Annotated in this window: 21 protein-coding genes; 3 read left to right on the top strand and 18 right to left on the bottom strand. The window is 64.3% G+C overall.

The annotated features are described in order from the left end of the window. Positions 1 to 14: 14 nt before the first annotated feature. Complete coding sequence (hydA, locus tag AC5Y5C_RS08320) at positions 15 to 1,436, bottom strand: dihydropyrimidinase (protein ID WP_499970910.1); 1,422 nt, start codon at positions 1,434 to 1,436, stop codon at positions 15 to 17. 10 nt (positions 1,437 to 1,446) lie between these two features. Next, positions 1,447 to 2,289: a nitrilase-related carbon-nitrogen hydrolase gene (locus tag AC5Y5C_RS08315; RefSeq protein WP_499971784.1), complete on the bottom strand. Its 843-nt coding sequence runs from the start codon at positions 2,287 to 2,289 to the stop codon at positions 1,447 to 1,449. A 209-nt stretch (positions 2,290 to 2,498) separates the two neighbouring features. Between AC5Y5C_RS08315 and AC5Y5C_RS08310 the strand changes: the two genes are divergently transcribed. Further along, complete coding sequence (locus tag AC5Y5C_RS08310) at positions 2,499 to 3,290, top strand: phosphatidylethanolamine N-methyltransferase family domain-containing protein (protein WP_499970908.1); 792 nt, start codon at positions 2,499 to 2,501, stop codon at positions 3,288 to 3,290. A gap of 83 nt (positions 3,291 to 3,373) precedes the next feature. On the opposite strand, the gene metK is transcribed toward AC5Y5C_RS08310, so the two are convergent. From metK to mihF, 5 genes are all read right to left on the bottom strand, one after another. Continuing rightward, entirely contained in the window at positions 3,374 to 4,576 is a 1,203-nt protein-coding gene (metK, locus tag AC5Y5C_RS08305) for a methionine adenosyltransferase (RefSeq protein ID WP_499970906.1), read from the bottom strand. Positions 4,577 to 4,658: 82 nt separating this feature from the next. Then, positions 4,659 to 5,912: a bifunctional phosphopantothenoylcysteine decarboxylase/phosphopantothenate--cysteine ligase CoaBC gene (coaBC, locus tag AC5Y5C_RS08300; protein WP_499970904.1), complete on the bottom strand. Its 1,254-nt coding sequence runs from the start codon at positions 5,910 to 5,912 to the stop codon at positions 4,659 to 4,661. A gap of 51 nt (positions 5,913 to 5,963) precedes the next feature. Then, positions 5,964 to 6,272 carry a DNA-directed RNA polymerase subunit omega gene (rpoZ, locus tag AC5Y5C_RS08295; RefSeq protein ID WP_005057694.1) on the bottom strand — a complete coding sequence of 103 codons (309 nt, stop codon included), beginning with the start codon at positions 6,270 to 6,272 and terminating at the stop codon, positions 5,964 to 5,966. 78 nt (positions 6,273 to 6,350) lie between these two features. Then, positions 6,351 to 6,920, bottom strand: a complete 570-nt coding sequence (gene gmk, locus AC5Y5C_RS08290) for a guanylate kinase (RefSeq protein WP_499970902.1) — start codon at positions 6,918 to 6,920, stop codon at positions 6,351 to 6,353. Between the two features lie 10 nt (positions 6,921 to 6,930). Further along, positions 6,931 to 7,248, bottom strand: coding sequence for an integration host factor, actinobacterial type (gene mihF, locus AC5Y5C_RS08285; protein WP_499970900.1), 318 nt, complete (start codon positions 7,246 to 7,248; stop codon positions 6,931 to 6,933). A gap of 458 nt (positions 7,249 to 7,706) precedes the next feature. Between mihF and AC5Y5C_RS08280 the strand changes: the two genes are divergently transcribed. Continuing rightward, positions 7,707 to 9,026, top strand: coding sequence for an acyltransferase family protein (locus AC5Y5C_RS08280; RefSeq protein ID WP_499970898.1), 1,320 nt, complete (start codon positions 7,707 to 7,709; stop codon positions 9,024 to 9,026). On the opposite strand, the gene pyrF is transcribed toward AC5Y5C_RS08280, so the two are convergent. Genes pyrF through pyrR form a run of 8 tightly spaced genes read right to left on the bottom strand, consistent with a single transcriptional unit; the run spans position 9,008 to position 17,841 of the window. Continuing rightward, entirely contained in the window at positions 9,008 to 9,838 is an 831-nt protein-coding gene (pyrF, locus tag AC5Y5C_RS08275; RefSeq protein WP_499970896.1) for an orotidine-5'-phosphate decarboxylase, read from the bottom strand. The two genes, AC5Y5C_RS08280 and pyrF, sit on opposite strands and share 19 nt — an antisense overlap. After that, positions 9,826 to 9,960 carry a hypothetical protein gene (locus AC5Y5C_RS08270; protein WP_499970894.1) on the bottom strand — a complete coding sequence of 45 codons (135 nt, stop codon included), beginning with the start codon at positions 9,958 to 9,960 and terminating at the stop codon, positions 9,826 to 9,828. Before AC5Y5C_RS08270 ends, pyrF begins: the two co-directional genes overlap by 13 nt. Continuing rightward, positions 9,957 to 13,295, bottom strand: a complete 3,339-nt coding sequence (gene carB / locus AC5Y5C_RS08265) for a carbamoyl-phosphate synthase large subunit (RefSeq protein ID WP_499970892.1) — start codon at positions 13,293 to 13,295, stop codon at positions 9,957 to 9,959. The genes AC5Y5C_RS08270 and carB overlap by 4 nt, the downstream gene beginning before the upstream one ends. Continuing rightward, a complete protein-coding gene (carA, locus tag AC5Y5C_RS08260; protein ID WP_499970891.1) occupies positions 13,295 to 14,470 on the bottom strand; it encodes a glutamine-hydrolyzing carbamoyl-phosphate synthase small subunit in 1,176 nt (391 codons plus the stop codon). Before carA ends, carB begins: the two co-directional genes overlap by 1 nt. Further along, positions 14,467 to 14,964, bottom strand: a complete 498-nt coding sequence (locus AC5Y5C_RS08255; protein ID WP_499970889.1) for a PH-like domain-containing protein — start codon at positions 14,962 to 14,964, stop codon at positions 14,467 to 14,469. Before AC5Y5C_RS08255 ends, carA begins: the two co-directional genes overlap by 4 nt. Next, a complete protein-coding gene (locus AC5Y5C_RS08250; protein ID WP_499970888.1) occupies positions 14,961 to 16,262 on the bottom strand; it encodes a dihydroorotase in 1,302 nt (433 codons plus the stop codon). Before AC5Y5C_RS08250 ends, AC5Y5C_RS08255 begins: the two co-directional genes overlap by 4 nt. After that, on the bottom strand, positions 16,259 to 17,269 hold the full coding sequence (locus AC5Y5C_RS08245; RefSeq protein ID WP_499970886.1) for an aspartate carbamoyltransferase catalytic subunit: 1,011 nt from the start codon (positions 17,267 to 17,269) through the stop codon (positions 16,259 to 16,261). The genes AC5Y5C_RS08250 and AC5Y5C_RS08245 overlap by 4 nt, the downstream gene beginning before the upstream one ends. Further along, positions 17,266 to 17,841, bottom strand: a complete 576-nt coding sequence (pyrR, locus tag AC5Y5C_RS08240; RefSeq protein WP_499970885.1) for a bifunctional pyr operon transcriptional regulator/uracil phosphoribosyltransferase PyrR — start codon at positions 17,839 to 17,841, stop codon at positions 17,266 to 17,268. Before pyrR ends, AC5Y5C_RS08245 begins: the two co-directional genes overlap by 4 nt. Positions 17,842 to 17,955: 114 nt before the next feature. On the opposite strand from pyrR, the gene AC5Y5C_RS08235 reads away from it, so the two are divergent. Then, positions 17,956 to 19,176 carry a serine hydrolase domain-containing protein gene (locus tag AC5Y5C_RS08235; protein ID WP_499970884.1) on the top strand — a complete coding sequence of 407 codons (1,221 nt, stop codon included), beginning with the start codon at positions 17,956 to 17,958 and terminating at the stop codon, positions 19,174 to 19,176. A gap of 7 nt (positions 19,177 to 19,183) precedes the next feature. On the opposite strand, the gene htm is transcribed toward AC5Y5C_RS08235, so the two are convergent. Genes htm through AC5Y5C_RS08220 form a run of 3 tightly spaced genes read right to left on the bottom strand, consistent with a single transcriptional unit; the run spans position 19,184 to position 21,389 of the window. Further along, entirely contained in the window at positions 19,184 to 19,867 is a 684-nt protein-coding gene (gene htm / locus AC5Y5C_RS08230) for a 2-heptyl-1-hydroxyquinolin-4(1H)-one methyltransferase (protein WP_499970883.1), read from the bottom strand. Positions 19,868 to 19,921: 54 nt separating this feature from the next. After that, a complete protein-coding gene (locus AC5Y5C_RS08225; protein ID WP_499970881.1) occupies positions 19,922 to 20,470 on the bottom strand; it encodes a hypothetical protein in 549 nt (182 codons plus the stop codon). Then, a complete protein-coding gene (locus AC5Y5C_RS08220) occupies positions 20,463 to 21,389 on the bottom strand; it encodes a DUF4259 domain-containing protein (RefSeq protein ID WP_499970880.1) in 927 nt (308 codons plus the stop codon). Before AC5Y5C_RS08220 ends, AC5Y5C_RS08225 begins: the two co-directional genes overlap by 8 nt. Between the last annotated feature and the right edge of the window lie 84 nt (positions 21,390 to 21,473).

The following is a 21,473-nucleotide window of genomic DNA, read 5'->3' as shown; positions in this document are numbered from 1 at the left end:
TCTTTCGACCAGTCTCAGATGAGGTATTGACACAGGTCGCGGCGCACAAACACACCGTCTCCCTTGCTGCCCAGATACTCGTCGCCGTCGACGATCACCTTCCCGCGGGAGAGCACGGTGTCGACGTGTCCGTCGATCTCATACCCCTCCCACGCCGAATGGTCCATGTTCATGTGGTGGGTCTTACCCAACCCGATCGAAGTGTGCCCGTGGGGGTCGTAGACGACGATGTCCGCGTCGGCATCCGGCGCGATCACCCCCTTGCGGCCGTAGAGCCCGAACATCCGGGCCGGGGTCGTCGAGGTGATCTCCACCCACCGCTCCACGGTGATCCGGCCGTCCACAACTCCCTGGTACAGCAGATCCATCCGGTGCTCGATCGAGCCGATCCCATTGGGAATCTTCGAGAAATCGCCGACGCCCATGTCCTTCTGCCCCTTCATGCAGAACGGGCAATGATCGGTCGACACCATCTGTATGTCGTTGGTGCGCAGCGCGCGCCACATCTCATCCTGGTGATGTTCATGCTTGGACCGCAGCGGTGTCGAGCAGACCCACTTGGCTCCCTCGAAGCCCGGCGCACCGAGATTCTCCTCAAGGGACAGGTACAAATACTGCGGGCAGGTCTCGCCGTATACGTTCTGACCGGCATCACGCGCCGCGGCCAGTTGGGCGACTGCCTGTTTCGCCGAGACGTGCACGACGTACAGCGGCGCCCCCGTCAGGTTGGACAACATGATGGCGCGGTGCGTCGCCTCCTCCTCGAGCTGCCAGGCCCGCGCGATCCCGTGGTAGTACGGATCCGTCTTTCCCGCCGCGAGCAACTGAGCCACCAAAACGTCTATAGCAGGACCATTCTCGGCGTGCATCATGGTCATCAGCCCGGTGTCGGCACCCACCTGCATGGCGCGCAATATCTGTGCGTCGTTGCTGTAGAAGACACCCGGGTAGGCCATGAACATCTTGTAACTCGTGATGCCCTCATCGGCCAGACCGCGCAGAGCCGTGAGGGAGGCATCGTTGACGTCACCCACAATCTGGTGAAAGGAGTAGTCGACCGCGCACTGGCCCGACGCCATCTCATGCCATGTCTGCAGCGAATCCTGCAGCCGCTCACCGTACTTCTGCACAGCGAAGTCGATGATGGTGGTGGTGCCGCCCCAGGCCGCCGCGCGCGTCCCGGTCTCGAAGTCGTCCGACGCCGTGGTGCCGCCGAAGGGCATCGACATATGGGTGTGCGCGTCAATTCCCCCCGGGATGACGTACTTACCGTCGGCCTCGATCACGGTGTCGACCGCACCGGCCAGGTCTACTCCCAGTAGCGTGCTGCCGGGCAGCAGGACCGCCGCGATCTTCTCGCCGTCGACCAGAACATCCGCGTCGCCGCGGCCGGTCGCCGTCACCACGGTGCCGCCTCGGATCAGGGTCGTTGTCATCGACAGCCTCCTAGGGAGCGACGATCGGACCGTAGGTGTCGGGCCGGCGATCCCGGTAGAACTGCCAGTCGCCCCGCACCTCACGGACCACGGACAGATCCAGATCCCGTATCACGATCTCTTCGGCACTCTCGGAGGCGATCTCGCCGACATAGTTGCCACGCGGGTCGACGAAGTAGGAACTGCCGTAGAACGTTACGGCCTGATCCCCGAATTCACCGTTCTCGGTTCCTATTCGGTTGTTGGCCCCGACAAAGTACTGGTTGGCTGCTGCCGCCGCAGGCTGCTCTAGCTCCCAAAGTCTGTTGGACAGACCGGGTTTGGTTGCCGACGGGTTGAAAACCACCTCTGCTCCCGCGAGCCCGTAGTTACGCCAGCCTTCCGGGAAATGCCGGTCGTAACAGATGTAGACGCCGATCTTCCCGACCGCGGTGTCGAACACCGGGTATCCGAGGTTCCCCGGCCGAAAGTAGAACTTCTCCCAAAACCGGTCGAGGTGCGGAATGTGATGCTTGCGATATTTGCCCAGGTAGGTCCCGTCGGCGTCCACGACCGCAGCGGTGTTGTAGAGGACGCCCGGCCGCTCCTCCTCATACACCGGTAGCACCATGACCATCCGGTGTTCCCTGGCGAGCGCCGCGAACCGCTCGGTGACCGGACCAGGCACGGGCTCGGCGTAGCCGTAGTACTTCTTGTCCTGAACGATGCCGAAGTAGGGACCGTAGAAGAGCTCCTGGAAGCAGATCACCTGGGCGCCCTGGGCCGCGGCCTCAGCGACGAAGCGCTCGTGCTTGGCGAGCATGGATTCCTTGTCGCCGGTCCAAGTCGCTTGCGTCAGTGCGGCTCTGATCACCGACGAGCCGCTCGCGCGAAGAGCATCAGACACCGTCATTGACCGACCCTATGCGCACCTCGCTCCGTGCGCGCGTCAAACCGTGCAACGGCCGGTAAGTACCCCTGCGGCCGCCCACTTTTTCCGCACCCCGCGCGGGCGTGGTAGAACACGTTGCAGTTCTGCGGTACGCGTCCGGGCGATGCCGCGCGCTCACCGAGGGAAACACGATGCACTGGTATACCGGCAACACCGTTTACGACACCGTGCTGACGGCGGCCTTCGGGTTCGCGGCATTCGTGATCGTCGGAGGACTCTTCGCCCAGAGTTCGTACGGGCGCTTCTCGACAACGAAACTCGGGCTCAATCTGAATCCGAAACTCGGTTGGTGGCTGATGGAGATTCCGGCGACCGCGGTTTTTCTCATCTGTTATCTCACCGGACCGGCCCGCTTCGAGCCGGCGTCACTGGTTCTCGCCGGGATATGGATGCTGCACTACGCCAACCGCGGCTGGTACTTCCCACTCGCCATCCGCCAGGTACCCGGCAAGCGCAGCACCTTCAACGTCTCGGTTGTCGTCATGGGCATGCTCGTGACGACAATGCACGGATACCTCAACGGAACCCTCTTCAGCCACAACTTCTTCGGGCAATACGACAGCGCCTGGCTGCGGGACCCACGATTCCTGGCGGGCCTGGCGATCTACCTGTGCGGATTCGCGCTGCTACTCAGCTCCGAGTCCATCGTGCGAAACCTACGTGACAAGAAGGGCCCTGGCGGTATCGAATATCGCATCCCGTTTGGTGCTGGGTTCCGATTTGTTAGCAGCCCGGCGTATCTGGGCGAGCTGATCGCCTGGTCCGGGTTCGCCTTACTCACCTGGGCCCTGCCCGGCGTCGCCATTCTGCTGATCACCGCCGGCAATCTGATCCCCCGCGCGCTGGCCACCCACCGCTGGTACCGGGAAAAGTTCACCGACTACCCGACCGACCGGAAAGCACTGATTCCCTACTTCATCTGAGTGCGGAGGGTTGGTGCCGGTACGACGAAGACGCCGAGCGTGAACAGTTAGTTCTGCTCGCACTCGGCGTCTTTTCTGAAAAGCTAGATGGCGGCTTTGAGCGCGTCGACCCGGTCGGTCCGCTCCCACGGCAGGTCGATATCCGTACGGCCGAAGTGGCCGTACGCGGCGGTCTGTGCGTAGATCGGCCGCAGCAGATCCAGATCGCGGATGATCGCACCCGGGCGCAGATCGAACACCTCGTTGATGGCCTTCTCGATCTTGACCTGGTCGACCGTGTTGGTGCCGAAGGTGTCGATGAACAGGCCCACCGGAGCGGCCTTGCCGATCGCGTAGGCGACCTGCACCTCTACCCGGTCTGCCAGCCCGGCGGCCACCACGTTCTTGGCCACCCAGCGCATCGCGTAGGCGGCCGAACGGTCCACCTTTGACGGATCCTTGCCGGAGAACGCGCCGCCGCCGTGGCGGGCCCAGCCACCGTAGGTGTCGACGATGATCTTGCGGCCGGTCAGGCCGGCATCGCCCATCGGGCCACCCAGGACGAACTTTCCGGTGGGGTTCACCAGCAGCCGGTAGTCGGAAATGTCCAGCGATTCCTGATCCAGCTCGTCCAGGACCGTGTTCACGACCTTCTCGCGGATATCCGGAGTCAGCAGGTTGTCCAGGTCGATATCGGCGGCGTGCTGCGTGGAGAGCACGACCGTGTCGAGCCGCACTGCCTTGTAGCCGTCGTATTCGATGGTGACCTGGGTCTTGCCGTCGGGCCGCAGGTACGGCAACAGCCCTTCCTTGCGAACCTCGGTCAGCCGGCGGGCGAGGCGGTGCGCCAGCGCGATGGGCAGCGGCATCAGCTCGGGGGTGTCGTTGATGGCGTAGCCGAACATCAGGCCCTGGTCACCGGCGCCCTGGGCGTCCAGCGGGTCGGCAGCACCCTCGACGCGGGCCTCGTGGGCAGTATCGACGCCCTGGGCGATATCGGGCGACTGGGCGCCGATGGCGATGTTCACACCGCAGGAGTGCCCGTCGAAGCCCTTGGACGACGAGTCGTAACCGATCTCCAGTACGCGATCACGCACGATCTTGGGGATGTCGGCGTACGCCGACGTGGTGACCTCACCGGCAACGTGGACCTGACCGGTGGTCACCAGCGTCTCCACCGCGACCCGGGACTTGGGATCCTGGGCGAGCAGCGCATCGAGGATCGAGTCGCTGATGGCATCACAGATCTTGTCCGGATGCCCCTCGGTGACCGATTCGCTGGTGAAAAGCCGTCCCGCTGAGCTCACAGCGCAGCCCCTTTCAGATCGTTACGTGTCCTAATCATTATGGCCGACGAATTGACATCGGGGCCATGCCCGGTTGTCAGGTTCACTGACAAAGCCCGGCGACGGCATCCACAATACGGCTTGCCATCAGAACTTTGGTGCCGTGCTCGAGGACAACTTCGGTGACCTCGCCGCCGCTTTGGACGGAAAGCAGCCAACCATCGTTGCTGTCTACTTCAAACGCTCGTCCTTCACCAACGGCGTTGACTACCAACAGGTCACAGCCCTTGCGCTTCAACTTGGCGCGGGCGTGGTGGAGCACATCGCCGTTGGCGTCACCGGTTTCGGCGGCGAATCCGACGATGGCCCGCATCTTGGGCAGCTGCCCGTCTGTGCGCGCATGGACCACACCGGCCAGCACGTCGGCATTGCGCAGCAGTTCGATAGGCGCGTCTACGGGATTCTCGCCGTCGGCACTGTGGCTCTTTTTGATCTTGCTGGTCGCAACGTGGGCGGGACGGAAATCGGCCACGGCGGCGGCCATGATCAACGCCTCTGCCGCGGGAGCATGTTTTGTCACCGCGTCCTGCAGTTGCGCGGCGGAGCTGATGTGCACCACGTCCACCCCGGCCGGGTCCGGCAGTCCGACGGTGTGGGCCGCGATGAGCGTGACCTCGGCGCCGCGCTGTGCGGCGACCCGGGCTATCGCGTATCCCTGCTTACCGGAACTGCGGTTCCCGATGAAGCGCACGGGATCCAGAGGCTCGCGGGTGCCTCCGGCGGTGACCAGGACGCGTACACCGGCCAGATCGTGCGGCAGCGCGTCGGCCCGCGCCAACAGTAGCTGCGCCAGCGTAGTGATTTCCTCGGCCTCGGGAAGGCGGCCGGGACCGGTGTCAGCACCGGTGAGCCGTCCCGAAGCAGGCTCTAAGACGACGGCGCCACGTTCACGCAGTGTCGCGACATTCTGCTGGGTGGCGGCGTGCAGCCACATCTCCGTGTGCATCGCGGGGGCGAAAAGTACCGGACAGCGGGCTGTCAGCAGGGTCGCGGTCAGCAGATCGTCGGCGCGACCCGTGGCTGCGCGGGATAGGAGATCTGCGGTGGCAGGCGCGACCACCACGAGGTCGGCATCCTGCCCGAGCCGCACATGGGGAACTTCCGGGACGTCATCGAACACCCCGGTTCTGGCCGGCTCACCCGAGAGCGCCTCGAAGGTCGCGGCACCCACGAACTGCAGGGCCGACTCGGTGGGAATGACTCGGACGCTGTGTCCGGCCTCCGCGAGCTGGCGCACCACGGTGCAGGCCTTGTAGGCGGCAATTCCCCCGCCCACTCCGACGATGATCCGCGACACCGCCCGGACCTCAGGCCCGATGCTCTTCGCGCAAGCCGCTCATCGCAGCTTCTACTCGCCTTCGGTGTGCTCAAGCAGGTCGCCGTGGATCTCGCGCAACGCGATCGACAGCGGCTTTTCCTGCAGACCCGGCTCGACCAGCGGCCCCACGTACTCGAGGATGCCGTCGCCCAGCTGGTTGTAGTAGTCGTTGATCTGGCGGGCGCGCTTGGCTGCGTAGATCACGAGCGCGTACTTGCTCGATGCCCGCGCCAACAGCTCGTCGATGGGCGGGTTGGTGATACCCAGCGGCGTGTCAAGAGCGGCGTCGTAGCTGTCGGTGCCCGGTTCAACGATGACGTCGGTCTGGGAGGTGCTCACTAAGAAATCTCCTGCATAGGTGGATGGCGCTGAATATGGCTGGCGCGGTGTTCACGGTGTCTGTTGATGCGCTGCCGGTTAACGTCCGACCAATAACGATACCAACTGTGCGCAGGCATTTTCCAACTGGTCATTGACGACGACGACATCAAAGTCACTTTGAGCCGCCATTTCGACCTCGGCAGTTTCCAATCGCCGGGCGATCACGGCCTTCGATTCGGTGCCTCGGCCGGTAAGCCGCTGCACCAGTGCGTCCCAGCTCGGTGGGGACAGGAAGACCGTCAGGGCCTGTGGAAGTGCGGCCTTGATGGCACGGGCACCGGCCAGGTCTACCTCGATGAGGGTCGGACGACCGGCCTCCATCGCCTCGCGGACGGGCGCGGCAGGGGTTCCCGAACGCTGCAATCCGCCGTGAATATCTGCCCATTCCAGCAGCGCACCGGTGTCAATCAGCCGCTGAAACTCCCCGGCAGTGACGAAGTGGTAGTCCACGCCATCCACCTCACCGGGCCTCGGGGCCCTGGTGGTGGCGGAGACGCTGAAGAAAAGGCCATCCACGTCATCGCGCAGGCGACGCACCACGGTGGATTTACCGACGGCTGAGGGGCCGGATAGGACTACTACCCGGCCCCTCATCGAAGCTGTCATCTGGAGAAGATCAGGCGAAGTCGAACCGCTCCAGCAGCGCCTTGCGCTGACGGTCACCGAGACCACGCAAACGGCGGGTCGGGGCGATCTCCAGCTCGGTCATGATCTCCTGCGCCTTGACCTTGCCAACCTTGGGCAGGGCTTCCAGCAGTGCAGAAACCTTCATCTTGCCCAGGACCTCATCGGTCTCGGCGTCCTTCAGCACCTGCTTGAGATTGGTGCCGCCTTTCTTGAGCTTCTCCTTGAGCTCGGCCCGGGCGCGGCGGGCGGCTGCCGCCTTCGCCAACGCGGCGGCACGCTGCTCGTCAGTCAACTGTGGAAGGGCCACGATTCCTCCGTCTCATACGAAAACTCGTCGGTTTTTCTTATCGGCTGGAAAACAACCAGCCAGCGACAGCGACCGTACCCACGCCAACCGACATATGTGAACCCCACCCCCCTCTTCTCGGCGAAAATCGCCTGCTAGAGGGGCCGCGGGCGATCCCGTCGAGCAACCATCGCATCCATGCGTCCCTACTCGGCATTTCTGCAGGTGACGATTGAATGACACTGTCGCACAATATGTTTCATACAGAGTTGACAACACCGGCGATTCTTGTACCAGAACCGGAGACAAGCAAACCGTGATTGCCATGAGGGCAAACTGAAAATCTTGTGTGAATGTCGTGTTGCGCGTGTCGCGACCCGTCAACGTCCAGTTGAAGAGACGCAGGTGAGAAGACCGACGACCAGGCATCCGGCGACGTGCTTAGCAAGGCACAGCAGTTGCTGGGTAGGGTGCGCCGTATGGGTGACTCCACACACCCATCACGTGAGCGTGATCGGGTATTGGATGCCGTGAGGCTCGTGTCACTGGCCACCGTCGTGGCCTACCACGTCCTCGCGGGTAGCCCTACCATCGTCAAGGGCAAACCAGCGATGTCGGCGAATTACAACGTGCACTGGCTATTTTGGCTGATCCCACTGATGCCACTGTTCTTCTTCGCAGGTGCCGCAGCAAATCTCCACTCCTGGGAATCCGGTAGGTCGTGGGGGCAATTTCTGATGAGCCGGACGACGCGGCTCTTCCGCCCGGTGTTCTACTTCCTCGCATTCGTCGCGCTGGTGACCACCTTGCTGCGCATCACCATGGGTAACTCCAGACAGCTCCTGTATCTCGAGATGCGCCATATCGAGCTGCTCTGGTACGTCGGGGCCTATCTCCTGACGCTGGCGTTCATGCCCTGGCTGGCCCGTATCCGCACCGGAAGCCGACTCGGTTGGTTCGTCGCGGCGATGTGCCTGCTCACCGCCCTGGTCGACACCATCAGCGTCATCACCGATACCTGGGTGATGACCGGCTGGATCAACATGATCTTCATGTGGCTTGTCCCCGCCGCATTGGGTATCGCCTATCAGCGCGGGCTCATCCCCGGCCGGATGGCGTTGGCAGCCGCAGCCGTCGCGCTGGGCGCCACCGTGGCACTGGCCATCCTGGGGCCCTACCCGTCGGGGCTGATCGCCAACATGCCACCGACCTTGCTACTCGCGATGAGCGCAATAGTGGAGTGCCTCGTGGTGATCGCGCTGGCACCGGCCATCAATCGCCGGCTACAGGGGGCGCGCACCTGGAGATTCCTCACGCTGTGCAATAGCGGCAGCATGACGATCTACCTGTGGCATTGGGTAGTCACGTTCCTGTTGTCCTACGGGGTCTACCTGGCCCTTCATATCGGGTTGGTGAGCCCGCGCGATGCCTGGTACTGGCCGGGAAACGTGCTGCGACTGGCGATCGTGTGCGCCATCGTGGCGGTCTTCTTCGTCCCCCTGCGGGCCACGGAGCGCCGTGCGCTGCCGTGGTGGGACCGCCCTATCCCGCCGATGGGCAAGGGACGCGATATCGCGGTCGGCGTCCTCGTGCTGATCGGCGCGATACTGACGCTTGTCTATACCCGGATCTACGTCATCAACCCCGGCTGGGGCGGGTTCACACCCATCGGACGATGGGTGGTCGTGGCCTCACTCATCCCGCTCGCCGCCGCGCGCATCCTCTGCCGAAAACCGTTGCCCGGCAATGTGAATAGATCAGACGACCAGCTTCCGCTTGTTCAGTCGGTAAGCAGGTAGGCGACGCTGTCACGCAGCCTTGACACGGCCGCACGCAGTGCCACGACATCGGGCCCCTCACGCAGCACCTCACGCGAGACCGCCGGCAGCAGCAGCGATCCCGGAGCCCCGCCCAGGCCGCGCAGATCCTCGGGCCTACCCCCCTGGGCGCCGAGCCCCGGAACAAGCACGGGTCCGCCGATCGACGACAAGTCCGGCGGATCGGTGACGGTCACTCCGACCACCACACCCACGGATCCCGGACCTGCCTCCTCGGCGTTGAGCGCGGCCACCTGGTCCACCATTGCTTGCGCGACGGTCCCTCCTTCTCCAGTGTGTGCCCGCTGTACCGGCGGCGCTTCCGGATTGGAGGTCGCGGCGAGGACAAAGACGCCACGATCACGTTCGCGCGCCAGGTCCAGCAGCGGAGATAACGACCCAAAACCCAGATACGGCGAGGCGGTGACAGCATCGGAACTCAACGGCGAATCACCCACCCAGGCCTGTGCATATGCCGCCATGGTTGACCCGATATCCCCACGCTTGGCGTCGGCCAGCAGCAACACCCCGGCCTCACGCAGTCCCGCGATGGCTCGTTCGAGTACCGAATACCCTGCAGCACCATAGGTTTCAAAGAACGCCACCTGCGGTTTGACAATCGCCACCTCGGCGAAGGCCTCCACGCAAATATCGCTGAACCGGGCCAGACCCGATGCATCGGCGTCCAGCCCCCAGGCGCGCAGCAGCTCCGGATGCGGATCGATGCCCACGCACAGCGGGCCGCGGGATGCGGTGGCGGCCTGCAGCCGTGCGCCGAACGTCACCGGGCCCAACCCTCTTCGCGCAAGCGGCTCATCGCCGCCCAACCCTCTTCGCGCAAGCGGCTCATCGCTGCCTGACGCTCTTCGCGCAAGCGGCTCATCGCTGCCTGACGCTCTTCGCGCAAGCGGCTCATCGCAATCCCGCGTGGAGTTCCTGCAGTGAGCGCACGCCGATATCGCCCCGGATACCCGCCTCGATCCCCTGCACCGCGGCCGAGGCGCCCTGCACCGTGGTGATACACGGGATGTTCATCGACACCGCGGCCGATCGGATCTCGTAACCGTCGACGCGAGGACCCGAGTTCCCGTACGGGGTGTTGATGACCATCGCCACCTTGCCGGACTTGATGACGTCCACTGCCGACTGCACCGGACGCCCCTCTCCCGCGCTCTCATAGTGCTTGCGCACCTCTTCGCACGGTATTCCGTTGCGGCGCAGCATCTCTGCGGTGCCCTCGGTCGCCAGCACCTTGAATCCGAGATCCGCCAGCCGCTTCACCGGAAACACCAGCGAGCGCTTGTCGCGGTTGGCCACCGAGACGAAGATCGTGCCCTCTTTGGGCAGCGAACCGTATGCCGCGGTCTGGCTCTTGGCGAAGGCGCTGCCGAAGTCGGCGTCGATGCCCATGACCTCGCCGGTGGACTTCATCTCGGGGCCCAGCAGGGAATCCACTTGGCTGCCATCAGCCTTGCGGAATCGGTGGAACGGCAGCACGGCTTCCTTGACCGCGACGGGAGCACCGGATGGCATGGTTGCGCCATCACCATCGGCGGGCAACAATCCCTCCGCGCGCAGCCCGGCGATATTGGCGCCCAGCATGATCCGCGCGCATGCCTTGGCCAGCGGCACCGCCGTGGCCTTGGACACGAACGGCACCGTACGGCTGGCCCGCGGGTTTGCCTCCAGGACGTACAGCACGTCGTCCTTGAGCGCGTACTGCACGTTCAGCAGGCCGACCACACCAATTCCGTGCGCGATGGCCTCGGTGGCGGTGCGCACCTTTTCGATATCGCTGCGGCCCAGGGTGACCGGCGGTAGCGCACATGCCGAGTCACCGGAGTGGATGCCGGCCTCCTCGATATGTTCCATGACACCGCCCAGGTAGACCTCGGTGCCATCGCACAACGCATCGACGTCGATCTCGATGGCGTCCTCGAGGAAGCGGTCCACCAGCACCGGATGTTCGGGCGAGAGCTGGGTGGCGCGAGTGATGTAACCGTGCAGGGTGTCCTCGTCGTAGACGATCTCCATGCCCCGTCCGCCCAGCACATAGGACGGCCGCACCAGCACCGGGTAGCCGATATCTGCCGCGATCTGCCTGGCCTGTTCGAAAGTCGTTGCGGTGCCGAACCGTGGCGCCGGCAGACCGGCCGACACCAGCAGGTCCCCGAATACGCCCCGGTCCTCGGCGCGGTCGATGGCCGCCGGGCTGGTGCCCACCACCGGCACTCCGGCATCGGCCAAACGCTTGGCCAGCCCCAATGGGGTCTGTCCGCCGAGCTGCACGATCACACCGACAACACCCGGTCCACCGCGGCCAGATTCGCTTTCGGCGTGGAAGACCTCGAGCACGTCCTCGAAGGTCAGCGGTTCGAAGTACAGACGGTCAGCGGTGTCATAATCGGTAGACACCGTTTCCGGGTTGCAGTTGACCATGATGGTCTCGAACCCGGCCTGCGACAACGTGGTTGCCGCGTGCACGCAGCTGTAGTCGAATTCGATGCCCTGACCGATGCGGTTGGGACCCGAGCCGAGGATGAGCACCTTGGGCCGCTCGGTCTGCGGGGCCACCTCTGATTCCGCCGCCGGATCCAACTCGTAGCTGGAGTAGTGATACGGAGTCTTGGCCTCGAACTCGGCGGCGCAGGTATCGACGGTCTTGTACACCGGCCGGATGCCCATCCGGTGGCGCAACGACCGCACGCCGTCCTCCCCCGCCAGTTCCGGTCGCAGGGCGGCGATCTGACGGTCCGATAATCCGTAGTGCTTGGCGCGGCGCAGCAGTTCCTCGTCGAGGATGGGGGCACCACGCAGCTCGGCACCGAGTTGGTGAATCTGCGCTATTTCCTCGACAAACCACGGATCGACTCCGGTGACCTCGGCCACCTGTTCGACGGGGACACCGGCAGCCAACGCGTGTTCGATGCCGTAGAGGCGACCGTCACGTGGCACCCGCAGTTCCCGCAGGAACGTGTCCAGGTCCTCGATGGGTCCCGCTTGATCGGTCCAAAAGCCCGCCGCGGAGGTCTCCAGCGAACGCATGACCTTCCCGAGTGCCTCGGCGAAGTTCCGCCCCAGGGACATCGCCTCACCCACCGATTTCATGGTGGTGGTCAGCGTTGCGTCGGCACCGGGGAACTTCTCGAAGGCGAACCGGGGCGCCTTGACCACGACATAATCCAGAGTCGGCTCGAAACAGGCCGGGGTCTCCTTGGTGATGTCGTTGACGATCTCGTCGAGCGTGTACCCGATCGCCAGCTTGGCCGCGATCTTCGCGATCGGGAATCCGGTTGCCTTGGAGGCCAATGCACTTGAGCGCGATACACGCGGATTCATTTCGATGACGATGAGGCGGCCGTCGCTCGGGTTGATGGCGAACTGGATATTGCAGCCGCCGGTGTCCACACCGACCTCGCGCAGGATCGCGATACCGAGATCGCGCATCTTCTGATACTCGCGGTCGGTCAGCGTCATCGCGGGAGCAACCGTCACCGAGTCTCCGGTGTGCACACCCATCGGATCGACGTTCTCGATCGAGCACACGACCACCACGTTGTCGCGGCTGTCACGCATCAGCTCGAGCTCGAATTCCTTCCAGCCGTAGATGGATTCTTCGATCAGCACATTCGCCGACGGGGACGCCGAGAGTCCCTCTCCCGCCATCCGCTCAACGTCCTCGGGGGTGTACGCCATGCCGGAGCCCAAGCCACCCATGGTGAACGACGGGCGCACCACCACCGGCAATCCGAGGTCCGAGACGGTGTCGCGGACCTCGTCCATGGTGAAACAGACGCGGGATTTCGCCGACTCGCCGCCAACCTTGGCGACGATGTCCTTGAACCGCTGCCGGTCCTCACCGCGCTGGATGGCCTCGAAGTTCGCGCCGATGAGCTCCACGTCGTACCGGTCCAGTGCACCGTTCTCGTACAGCGCGACCGCGGTATTCAATGCGGTCTGACCGCCCAGCGTCGGCAGCAGGGCATCGATCTTGTTGCCCTTCTCGGCCTGTGCGGCAATGACTTTCTCGACGAACTCGGCAGTGATGGGCTCGACATAGGTGTTATCGGCGTACTCGGGGTCGGTCATGATCGTCGCCGGGTTCGAGTTGACGAGACTGACCTGCAGCCCCTCCGAACGCAGCACACGGCAGGCCTGGGTACCCGAGTAGTCGAACTCGCACGCCTGGCCGATCACGATGGGTCCGGAGCCAATGACCAGGATGTGGTTGAGGTCTGTGCGACGTGGCATCAGCGGTTACCCCGATTCTCAGAGTTTGTTTCCAATGCGGATACGAACTGGTCGAACAGGTACTCGGCGTCATGCGGTCCGGCCGCTGCCTCGGGGTGGTACTGCACCGAGAAGGCCGACCCGTCGAGCAGCCGTATCCCCTCCACCACACCGTCGTTGGCGCAGGTATGGCTGACTTCGGCGCGCCCGAACGGCGTGTCGAACTGCTCGCCCGCTTCGCCTTCGAGAGCGAAGCCGTGGTTCTGCGCGGTAATCGCGACTCGACCGGTCGAGTGGTCGATGACCGGGATGTTGATGCCGCGATGCCCGAAGGTCATCTTGTAGGTGGACCGGCCGAGCGCGCGGCCCAGCAGCTGATTGCCGAAGCAGATGCCGAATAACGGGATCCGCTGTTCGAGCACCGCTTGTGTCACCGCCACCACATGGTCGGCGGTGGCCGGGTCGCCGGGCCCGTTGGACAGGAAGACACCGTCCGGTGCCAGCGCTAGCAGCTCGTCCGGTCTGATGGACGATGGCACCACCTGCACGCGGATGCCGCGTCGGGTGAAGTTGCGCGGGGTGTTGGTCTTGATGCCCAGGTCCAGGGCAGCCACAGTGAACCGGTGGGCGCCATCGGGTTCCACGATGTAGGTCTCGTCGGTGCTCACCTCTCCGGCCAGATCCGCACCCAGCATGGCGGGTTGGCCGTTGACGCGCGAGAGCAGGAAGTCGATGGGCGCGTCGGCAACGGTCCCGCTGAAGATCCCCGCCTTCATCGACCCGCGGGTGCGCAGGTGACGTACGGCAGCGCGAGTGTCGATTCCGGCGATGCCGACGATGTGCTGTGCCCTGAGGGCATCATCGAGCGAGCCGGTGGCCCGCCAATTCGATACCCGGTTGGAGGGATCTCGCACCGCGTACCCGGCAACCCAGATCTTGCCGTTGCGACTCTCGTCGTCCTCGTCGTTCCACCCGGTGTTGCCGATCTGCGGCGCGGTCGCCACCACGATCTGGCGGTGATAGCTCGGGTCCGTCAAGGTCTCTTGGTAACCCGACATGGCCGTGCAGAACACCGCCTCGCCGAGGGTTTCACCCACCGCACCGAACGGCTTACCGGTGAACACCCGCCCGTCTTCGAGAACGAGCACCGCCTTGTCGCGACCGAATCCTCTTCGCGCACGCGGCTCATCGGTCATGACGCTACCTTCCATTCCTCGTATTCGCTTCGCGGTCGTGCCAGAAATCCGGTGTCGATCTCGATGCCCGAGGGCAGCCGCCACCGAATCGCGAGAATTCCGTCGTGGGTAAGAACCTTGCCCGCCAGCGCCTTTGCCGTGCGGATCTCGGTGATGACATCGGCGGGTATCCAGATGTCTCCGGTTCCGCTGCGCTCCAGCAGGACTCCCCCGGTGTACCGAGTCAAGGTGGCGTTCGCCCGGTAGCCCAAGTCGCCCACCGCGATCCGATCTTGCCAGTCCGGTGCCATGGTACTGCCGACGTAGAGACCATCCGCCGGTTCGATGACGATGTCTCCGCGCTCGGCGGGCACAATCGGCAGCTCTCCGATGGTGTCGACCTGGCGCTTCGCGCGTGCGCGCCAGCCGCGCCACATCAGGCGGAAGAGCAGCACAGACAAGGTGAGTGAGGCGCCCGCCATGATGAGCGCGCCGACGAAGTCTCCGTGGTTCACTGCGTCACCTTGCCGTCCCGTGCGGTGACTCGGCCGCGCAGCAGCGTGGCAGTCACGGTGGCAGGCAACGTCATCGATTCGAATGGGGTGTTGGCCGACTTACTGGCCAATCCATCACCGCTGACGGTCCAGGTGCTATCGGGGTCGACGATCACGAGGTTGGCCGGCTCACCGACGGCCAAGGGACGTCCTTGATCGGGCAGACCGACAATCTGTGCCGGACGCTCGCTCATCACCCTGGCGATATCGCGCCAGGCCAGCAATCCCGGTTTCACCATGGTCTCGACCACCACCGACAGCGCGGTCTGCAACCCGAGCATGCCGGGGCGGGCCGCGGCGAACTCGCAACATTTCTCGTGATCGGCATGCGGCGCGTGATCGGTTGCCACACAGTCGATCACACCATCGGCGAGGGCCTGGCGCAGCGCCTCGGCGTCGGTGGACTCTCGCAACGGCGGGTTCACGCGGTACACACCGTCGTACGAGGCGAGCCGGCTGTCATCGAGCAGCAGGTGATGCGGAGTCACCTCCGCAGTGATGGAAATTCCTTGCCCCTTCGCCCATTTGAGCAACTCGACGGTGCCCGCAGTGGACGCGTGACAGATGTGCACCGGAGCGCCGGTATCGCGGGACAAAATCGCATCCCGCGCGACGATGGATTCCTCGGCGGCGCGGGGCCATCCGGTCAGGCCCAGTTTGGCCGCGTGAGCGCCTTCGTGTGCCACGGAGCCGACGGTCAGCCGCGGTTCCTCGGCATGCTGGGCGATCAGCACACCCAGCCCCTTGGCGTACTCCAGCGCACGTCGCATCACCAGCGGATCGTGCACACATTTACCGTCATCGGAGAACATCCGCACCCGGCCCGCGCCGCGCGCCATCATCGCCATCTCGGTGAGTTGCTTGCCCTCTAATCCGACGGTGACGGCACCAACCGGATGCACGTCGACAAGTCCCACCTGCTGGCCACGCTGCCACACGTGGTCGGTCACCACGGGGCTATCCGCCACGGGGTTGGTGTTGGCCATCGCGAAGACGGCGGTGTAGCCACCCAAAGCCGCTGCTGCCGAGCCGGAGTCGATGGTTTCGGTGTCTTCGCGGCCCGGCTCACGCAGGTGCGTGTGCAAGTCGACGAATCCGGGCAGCAGCACCTGACCGGGCGCTTCGATGGCCGTGTCGACCTCCGTCTCGATGCCCGGCCCAAGACCGGCCTCGATGCGGGTGATCTGCCCGTCCTCGACGAGGACGTCAACCTGTTCGCCCTCCCCGTACAGCAGTACGCCCTTGATCAAGACACTCATGCGGGCACCGCCTCATCGGGACCGTCGCCTCTTCGCGCAAGCGGCTCATCGGAACCGTCGCCTCTTCGCGCAAGCGGCTCATCGGAACCCACCAGGAGGTGGAACAGCACGGCCATGCGGATATGCACCCCATTCGATACCTGTTGCAGAACAGCGGATTGCGAAGAATCAGCCACCGAGGACGCGATCTCCATACCGCGCAACATCGGGCCTGGATGCAGCACAACCGCATGGTCGGCGAGGAGCCGCTGCCGGGCCTCGGACAGGCCGTACAGCACCGAGTACTCGCGCGCCGAGGGGAAGAAGCCACCGGTCATACGTTCGGCCTGCACCCGCAGCATCAACACCGCGTCGGCGCCGGGCAGCTCGGCATCCAGGTCATGGGTGACCGTCACCGGCCAGGTCTCGACACCGACGGGCAGCAGCGTGGGCGGTGCTACCAGCACCACCTCCGCACCGAAAGTACTGAGCAGCAAGGCGTTCGATCGGGCAACGCGGCTATGCAGGATGTCACCGACGATGACGATGCGGCGGCCCTCGAGTCCGCCCAGCCGCTGGCGGATGGTGAGGGCATCCAGCAGCGCCTGCGTCGGGTGCTCATGGGTGCCGTCACCGGCATTGATAACAGCCGGGCCACCCTCACCTTCGGCAGTCCACTGGGCCAGTTGCGCGGCGACTCCCGAAGCCGGATGACGGACGATCAACGCATCGGCGCCGATCGCACGCAAGGTCAAGGCGGTGTCGCGCAGCGACTCTCCCTTGGCCACCGAGGAACCGGATGCGCTGACGTTGATCACGTCGGCGCTCATCCACTTGCCCGCTACCTCAAAGGAAACTCTTGTCCGCGTGGAATTCTCGTAGAACATCGTGATGATGGTGCGCCCGCGGAGGGTCGGCAGCTTCTTGACCTCGCGTCCCGCGAGGGCCTGCATGAACCGGTCGGCGTCGTCGAGGATGGCGGTGGCCTCGTCGCGGGTCAAATCGGCCGCCGACAGCAGGTGCTTCACGCGTCCTCTCCCCGCCCGCTATTGATCACCACGGAGTCGTGACCGTCATGTTCGATCAAAAGCACCTTGACGTCTTCGGAGCGTGCGGTCGGCACGTTCTTGCCCACGTAATCGGCGCGCAACGGCAGCTCGCGGTGTCCGCGGTCGACCAGCACTGCCAGCTGCACCGCACGCGGCCTGCCCAGATCACGCAGCGCGTCGAGAGCTGAGCGCACAGTACGACCGGAGAACAACACGTCGTCAACCAGGACGACCAGTGCGCCGTCCACCCCGCCCTCAGGAATCGAGGTGCGTTCGAGCGGGCGGTGGGGTTTGTTGCGGAGATCATCGCGGTAGAGCGTGATATCCAGGAATCCGGCGGGCACCTCGACACCGGAGAACTCGGTGATATGGGCGGCCAATCGCTTGGCGAGGGTGGCACCGCGCGTGGGAATCCCGACCAATACGACGCGAGGTGCGTCACCAGAATCGGAAAGCGCAGTCTTTTCGATGATTTGATGCGCGATACGCGAGATGGTCCTGCCGACATCTGCGGCGGACAACAGTTCGCGTCCTTCTTGTGCTGCGCCCACGCTTACGCGAGACCTCCTTCTCCGCCTCACCGGACGGATCGTTAAAGGATGTCACTTACCGGCAGGGAGCTTAGCATCCGGGCACCGGACGGCCACGACTGACAGGATGGAGTCATGCCCGAATCCGACTCCGCCTTCGATGCAGCTCTCGCTCCGATTCGCGCGGCGGTCAATGACCGTATTCTGGCCGGAGCGGTGACGCTGGTGTGGCAGGGCGGACAGCTCAAGCACCTGGGCGCCGTGGGTTATCGCGATGCCGACGCCGGTCTGCAGATGGCCGACAACACCATCTTCCGCATCGCATCCATGACAAAGCCGGTGATCAGCGCGGCCGCCATGACGCTTGTCGACGACGGCACGATCCACCTGAACGACCCGATCACCACCTGGCTGCCGGAGTTCGCCCAGATGCGGGTGCTCACAGATCCGGAGGGGTCGCTGGATGACACGTTCCGGGCGCCACGCGCCATCACGGTCGAGGATCTGTTGACTCATCGCAGTGGGCTGACCTACGACTTCATCGCGACCGGACCCATAGCGAAGGCCTACCAGCCGCTGCACACCGCGGCCTTCAGTGAGCCCGACGAGTGGATCGGGGCTATCGCCGCGCTGCCGTTGGTTTATCCGCCTGGGGAACGTTTTCACTACAGCCATTCCACCGATGTACTGGGCTTGCTCCTGGCCCGGGCGGCGGGGCTGCCGCTGAACGAGCTGCTTCGTCAACGAATCCTGGACCCGTTGGGTATGGCGGATACCGACTTCTTCGTTCCCGAGCGCAAGGCGAGCCGATTGGCGCGCCTGTACGGCCTCGGCGATGACGATCAGATCACGGTGGCCGACCGCGGCTATCTCACCTCGATGCCCACGTCGGCACCGGCACTATGCCGCGGCGGCGGCGCACTCGCGAGTACCGCGCACGACTACCTCACCTTCGCGCGGGCGCTGCTCGGTGGAGGCGAGGTCGACGGGGTGCGCATCCTGTCCCCCGAATCAACCGCCGCGATGCGCACCAACCGCCTCACCCCTGCCCAGCGGAAGCTGCCGTCCTTCGGCCTGCCGTACTGGACCGGACGCGGTTTCGGCCTTGGCCTGTCGGTCGTCCTCGATCCGAACGAGGCCGCATTGTTCGGTCCGGGCGGCACCGGCACCTTCGGCTGGCCGGGGGCGTTCGGCACCTGGTGGCACGCCGACCCGAAGGCCGATGCGATCCTGATGTTCCTGCCGCAGTGGCGCATGCCGGAACTGGACCCCAAGGCCGCACTGGCGCGCACATCCACGCTGCGCCTGCAGCTGTTGCATGTTCAGTTCGCGCAGGCCGTGTACGCCGCGCTGTAACCGCCGCTCAGCTCAGGTGTGCCTGGAGCAGCCAGCCCGCCATGGAGACCCGGCCATCGGGCTCCTCACGAACGTCGGCGAAGTGCTGCGCGGCGCCATCCTTGAATCCCGCACCGTTCGCGTACAGCCGCGCTGGGCTGATGTCGTCGATCGTCCAGTATTGAGACACGATCTCACGCAGCTCCGGCTCGGTGACGGGGTGTGGTCCGTCGATATCCGGCGGAAAGCCCGCCTTGTCGAAGACCAGCACGATGTAGGTGGCGCCCGGTGCCGCCGCCCGCACGATTGACCGCTGGTATCCCTCCCGCAATGCGATGGGCATGGAATGAAACAGCGTCGAATCGATGATCGTGCCGAAGCGTCCGTCGTACCCCGTGAAATTCGAGATATCGGCGACGTCGAAGGTGACGTTGGTCAGCCCGCGTTCAGCCGCGTAGCTCCTGGCCAACTCGATCGCCGTGGGTGCGGCATCCAGGCCGACCGCGTTGTGGCCCCGCTCGGCGAGGTACAGGGCGGTGGCCGCCTCCCCACATCCGGCATCCAGCACGTCGCCGTGCACCTTGCCCTGTTCAATGAGTGTCAGGATTTCGGGTTGCGGCTGCCCGATACTCCACGGCGGCCGAGCGGCGAGCTGCTCGGGTGCCTCACCGCGATAAGAGGATTCGAACATATCTTGCAAGTTCTCGGTCATGCTGTCACGGTGCCAGGAATACCTCCTTATGTCAATGCTCTTGACATAAGGAGTTCAACAGGTCTCCCGGGACAATGCACTCGCGAACTCGATGAGCCTGTTCATCTGCGCCGCACCCTGGTTCGAGTATTTTGAGAAACGGAAGTCCTCGACGCTGTGGCGGTGCTCTTCTAGTGACGTCTTCACACTCCGGTAAGTCGTAGAGGTGTACACCGTCACGTGCACGGCGGTGAGAACCCGTGATCCATCCGCCTCCACGTCATATTCGGTAACCAGCGACTGGTCGCTGATTTCCGAGAGCGGGAAGGTACGCATGGTCGCCGACAGTGTCGGGTGCGGGGCGCGCCCCCCGTGCCCCACACAGTGGCCGTCCTTGCCGAACCACAGGATCATGCGGCCACCTTCCACCAATGCGACTTCGCACCAATGCATCTCGCCCCAGTCCTGCGTCTCGGTGCCTCGGCTCAGCACGAACGCAGACACACGCTCGAAGTCGACGACACCACGCAGCTGGTCAATCACCAAGTCTGCGTTCGGGGTAAACGCCTCGACGGCGCTCTCCAGCCGCGGCAAGGTCGCCCAATCTGCACCCGGATCAAACATGCTGAGCCACCGCCCGTCCAAATTGCAGGAGCCGTTCCATCTGTGCAAGTCCACCGTCGACGATGGACTTGGCGAAGTAGAAATCGTCGACCTCCCATTTCGTTTCCGAAATTGAGACGGCACGTGATTTGTCCGGTGTCGCCGTGGATAACCAGAGTTCGACGGCCAACAATGAGCGCACGCCGTCAACGTCCTGGTACGTGGTCCGCAATTCTTGCCCCGTGATCGCGGACAGCGGGACCGTGCGAACCGTCGAGGTGAATTCCACGGAGCCGAATGGTCGGGGCTTGTCCTCGCCATGCCACATGATGAGGCGACGACCGTCGACAAGCGTCACCTCCTGCCAGAGCCCTCGGGAGTCTTCGGTGGGTTCGCGATCCAGCGTGAAGACCCGAACATCCGACAGGTTGACGACGGCAGTCAATTCATCAAGGGCCACCTCGGGATCGCGCAGCGCGATGGCTGCCGCCTCTACCAGCCCGGGATAGGGAGCCCAATCGTGATAGTCCGGTGCGCCGATTCCGCGCAACGAGGCATCGACGGCCCCGACCATGGCACGCCACTGACTCGCATCGCCGTCCTCCCACAGGTCCGCCAGTTCACTGCCGGTGCCGGCAACTCGCGTGATCGCCGCACTGGCCAGGAGCCCCAGTGCATGCGCTTGAGTTTGCTTGATACTGATGTTGGCAACCTCTTCCAACCAGGGCACCACCACCGGATCCACCGCCCCTGAACACAGAAGAGCAATCACTGTAGCGGCCGCGACGGCGGACGCGCCCTCGGGCGCCTCAACATACTCGCCGGTCGCCAGTCGTAGATATCGAGCCAGTTCCAGCCCGGTATCGTCACTCTCCCTGAGGCCACTCAGGAAGTCAGCAGCATCATCATTATCAAACGGCCCCGCACCCCACGTACCCACACAGCTAATCGTGACAGAACACCGATCATCATGCATTCCGAGGCAGAACCCCTACGCCGATCGGCCAATTTTTTTCTGTTGCTC

Source organism: Mycobacterium sp. NGS15 (assembly GCF_059813245.1).
This window is presented reverse-complemented; position numbering and strand designations above follow the sequence as displayed.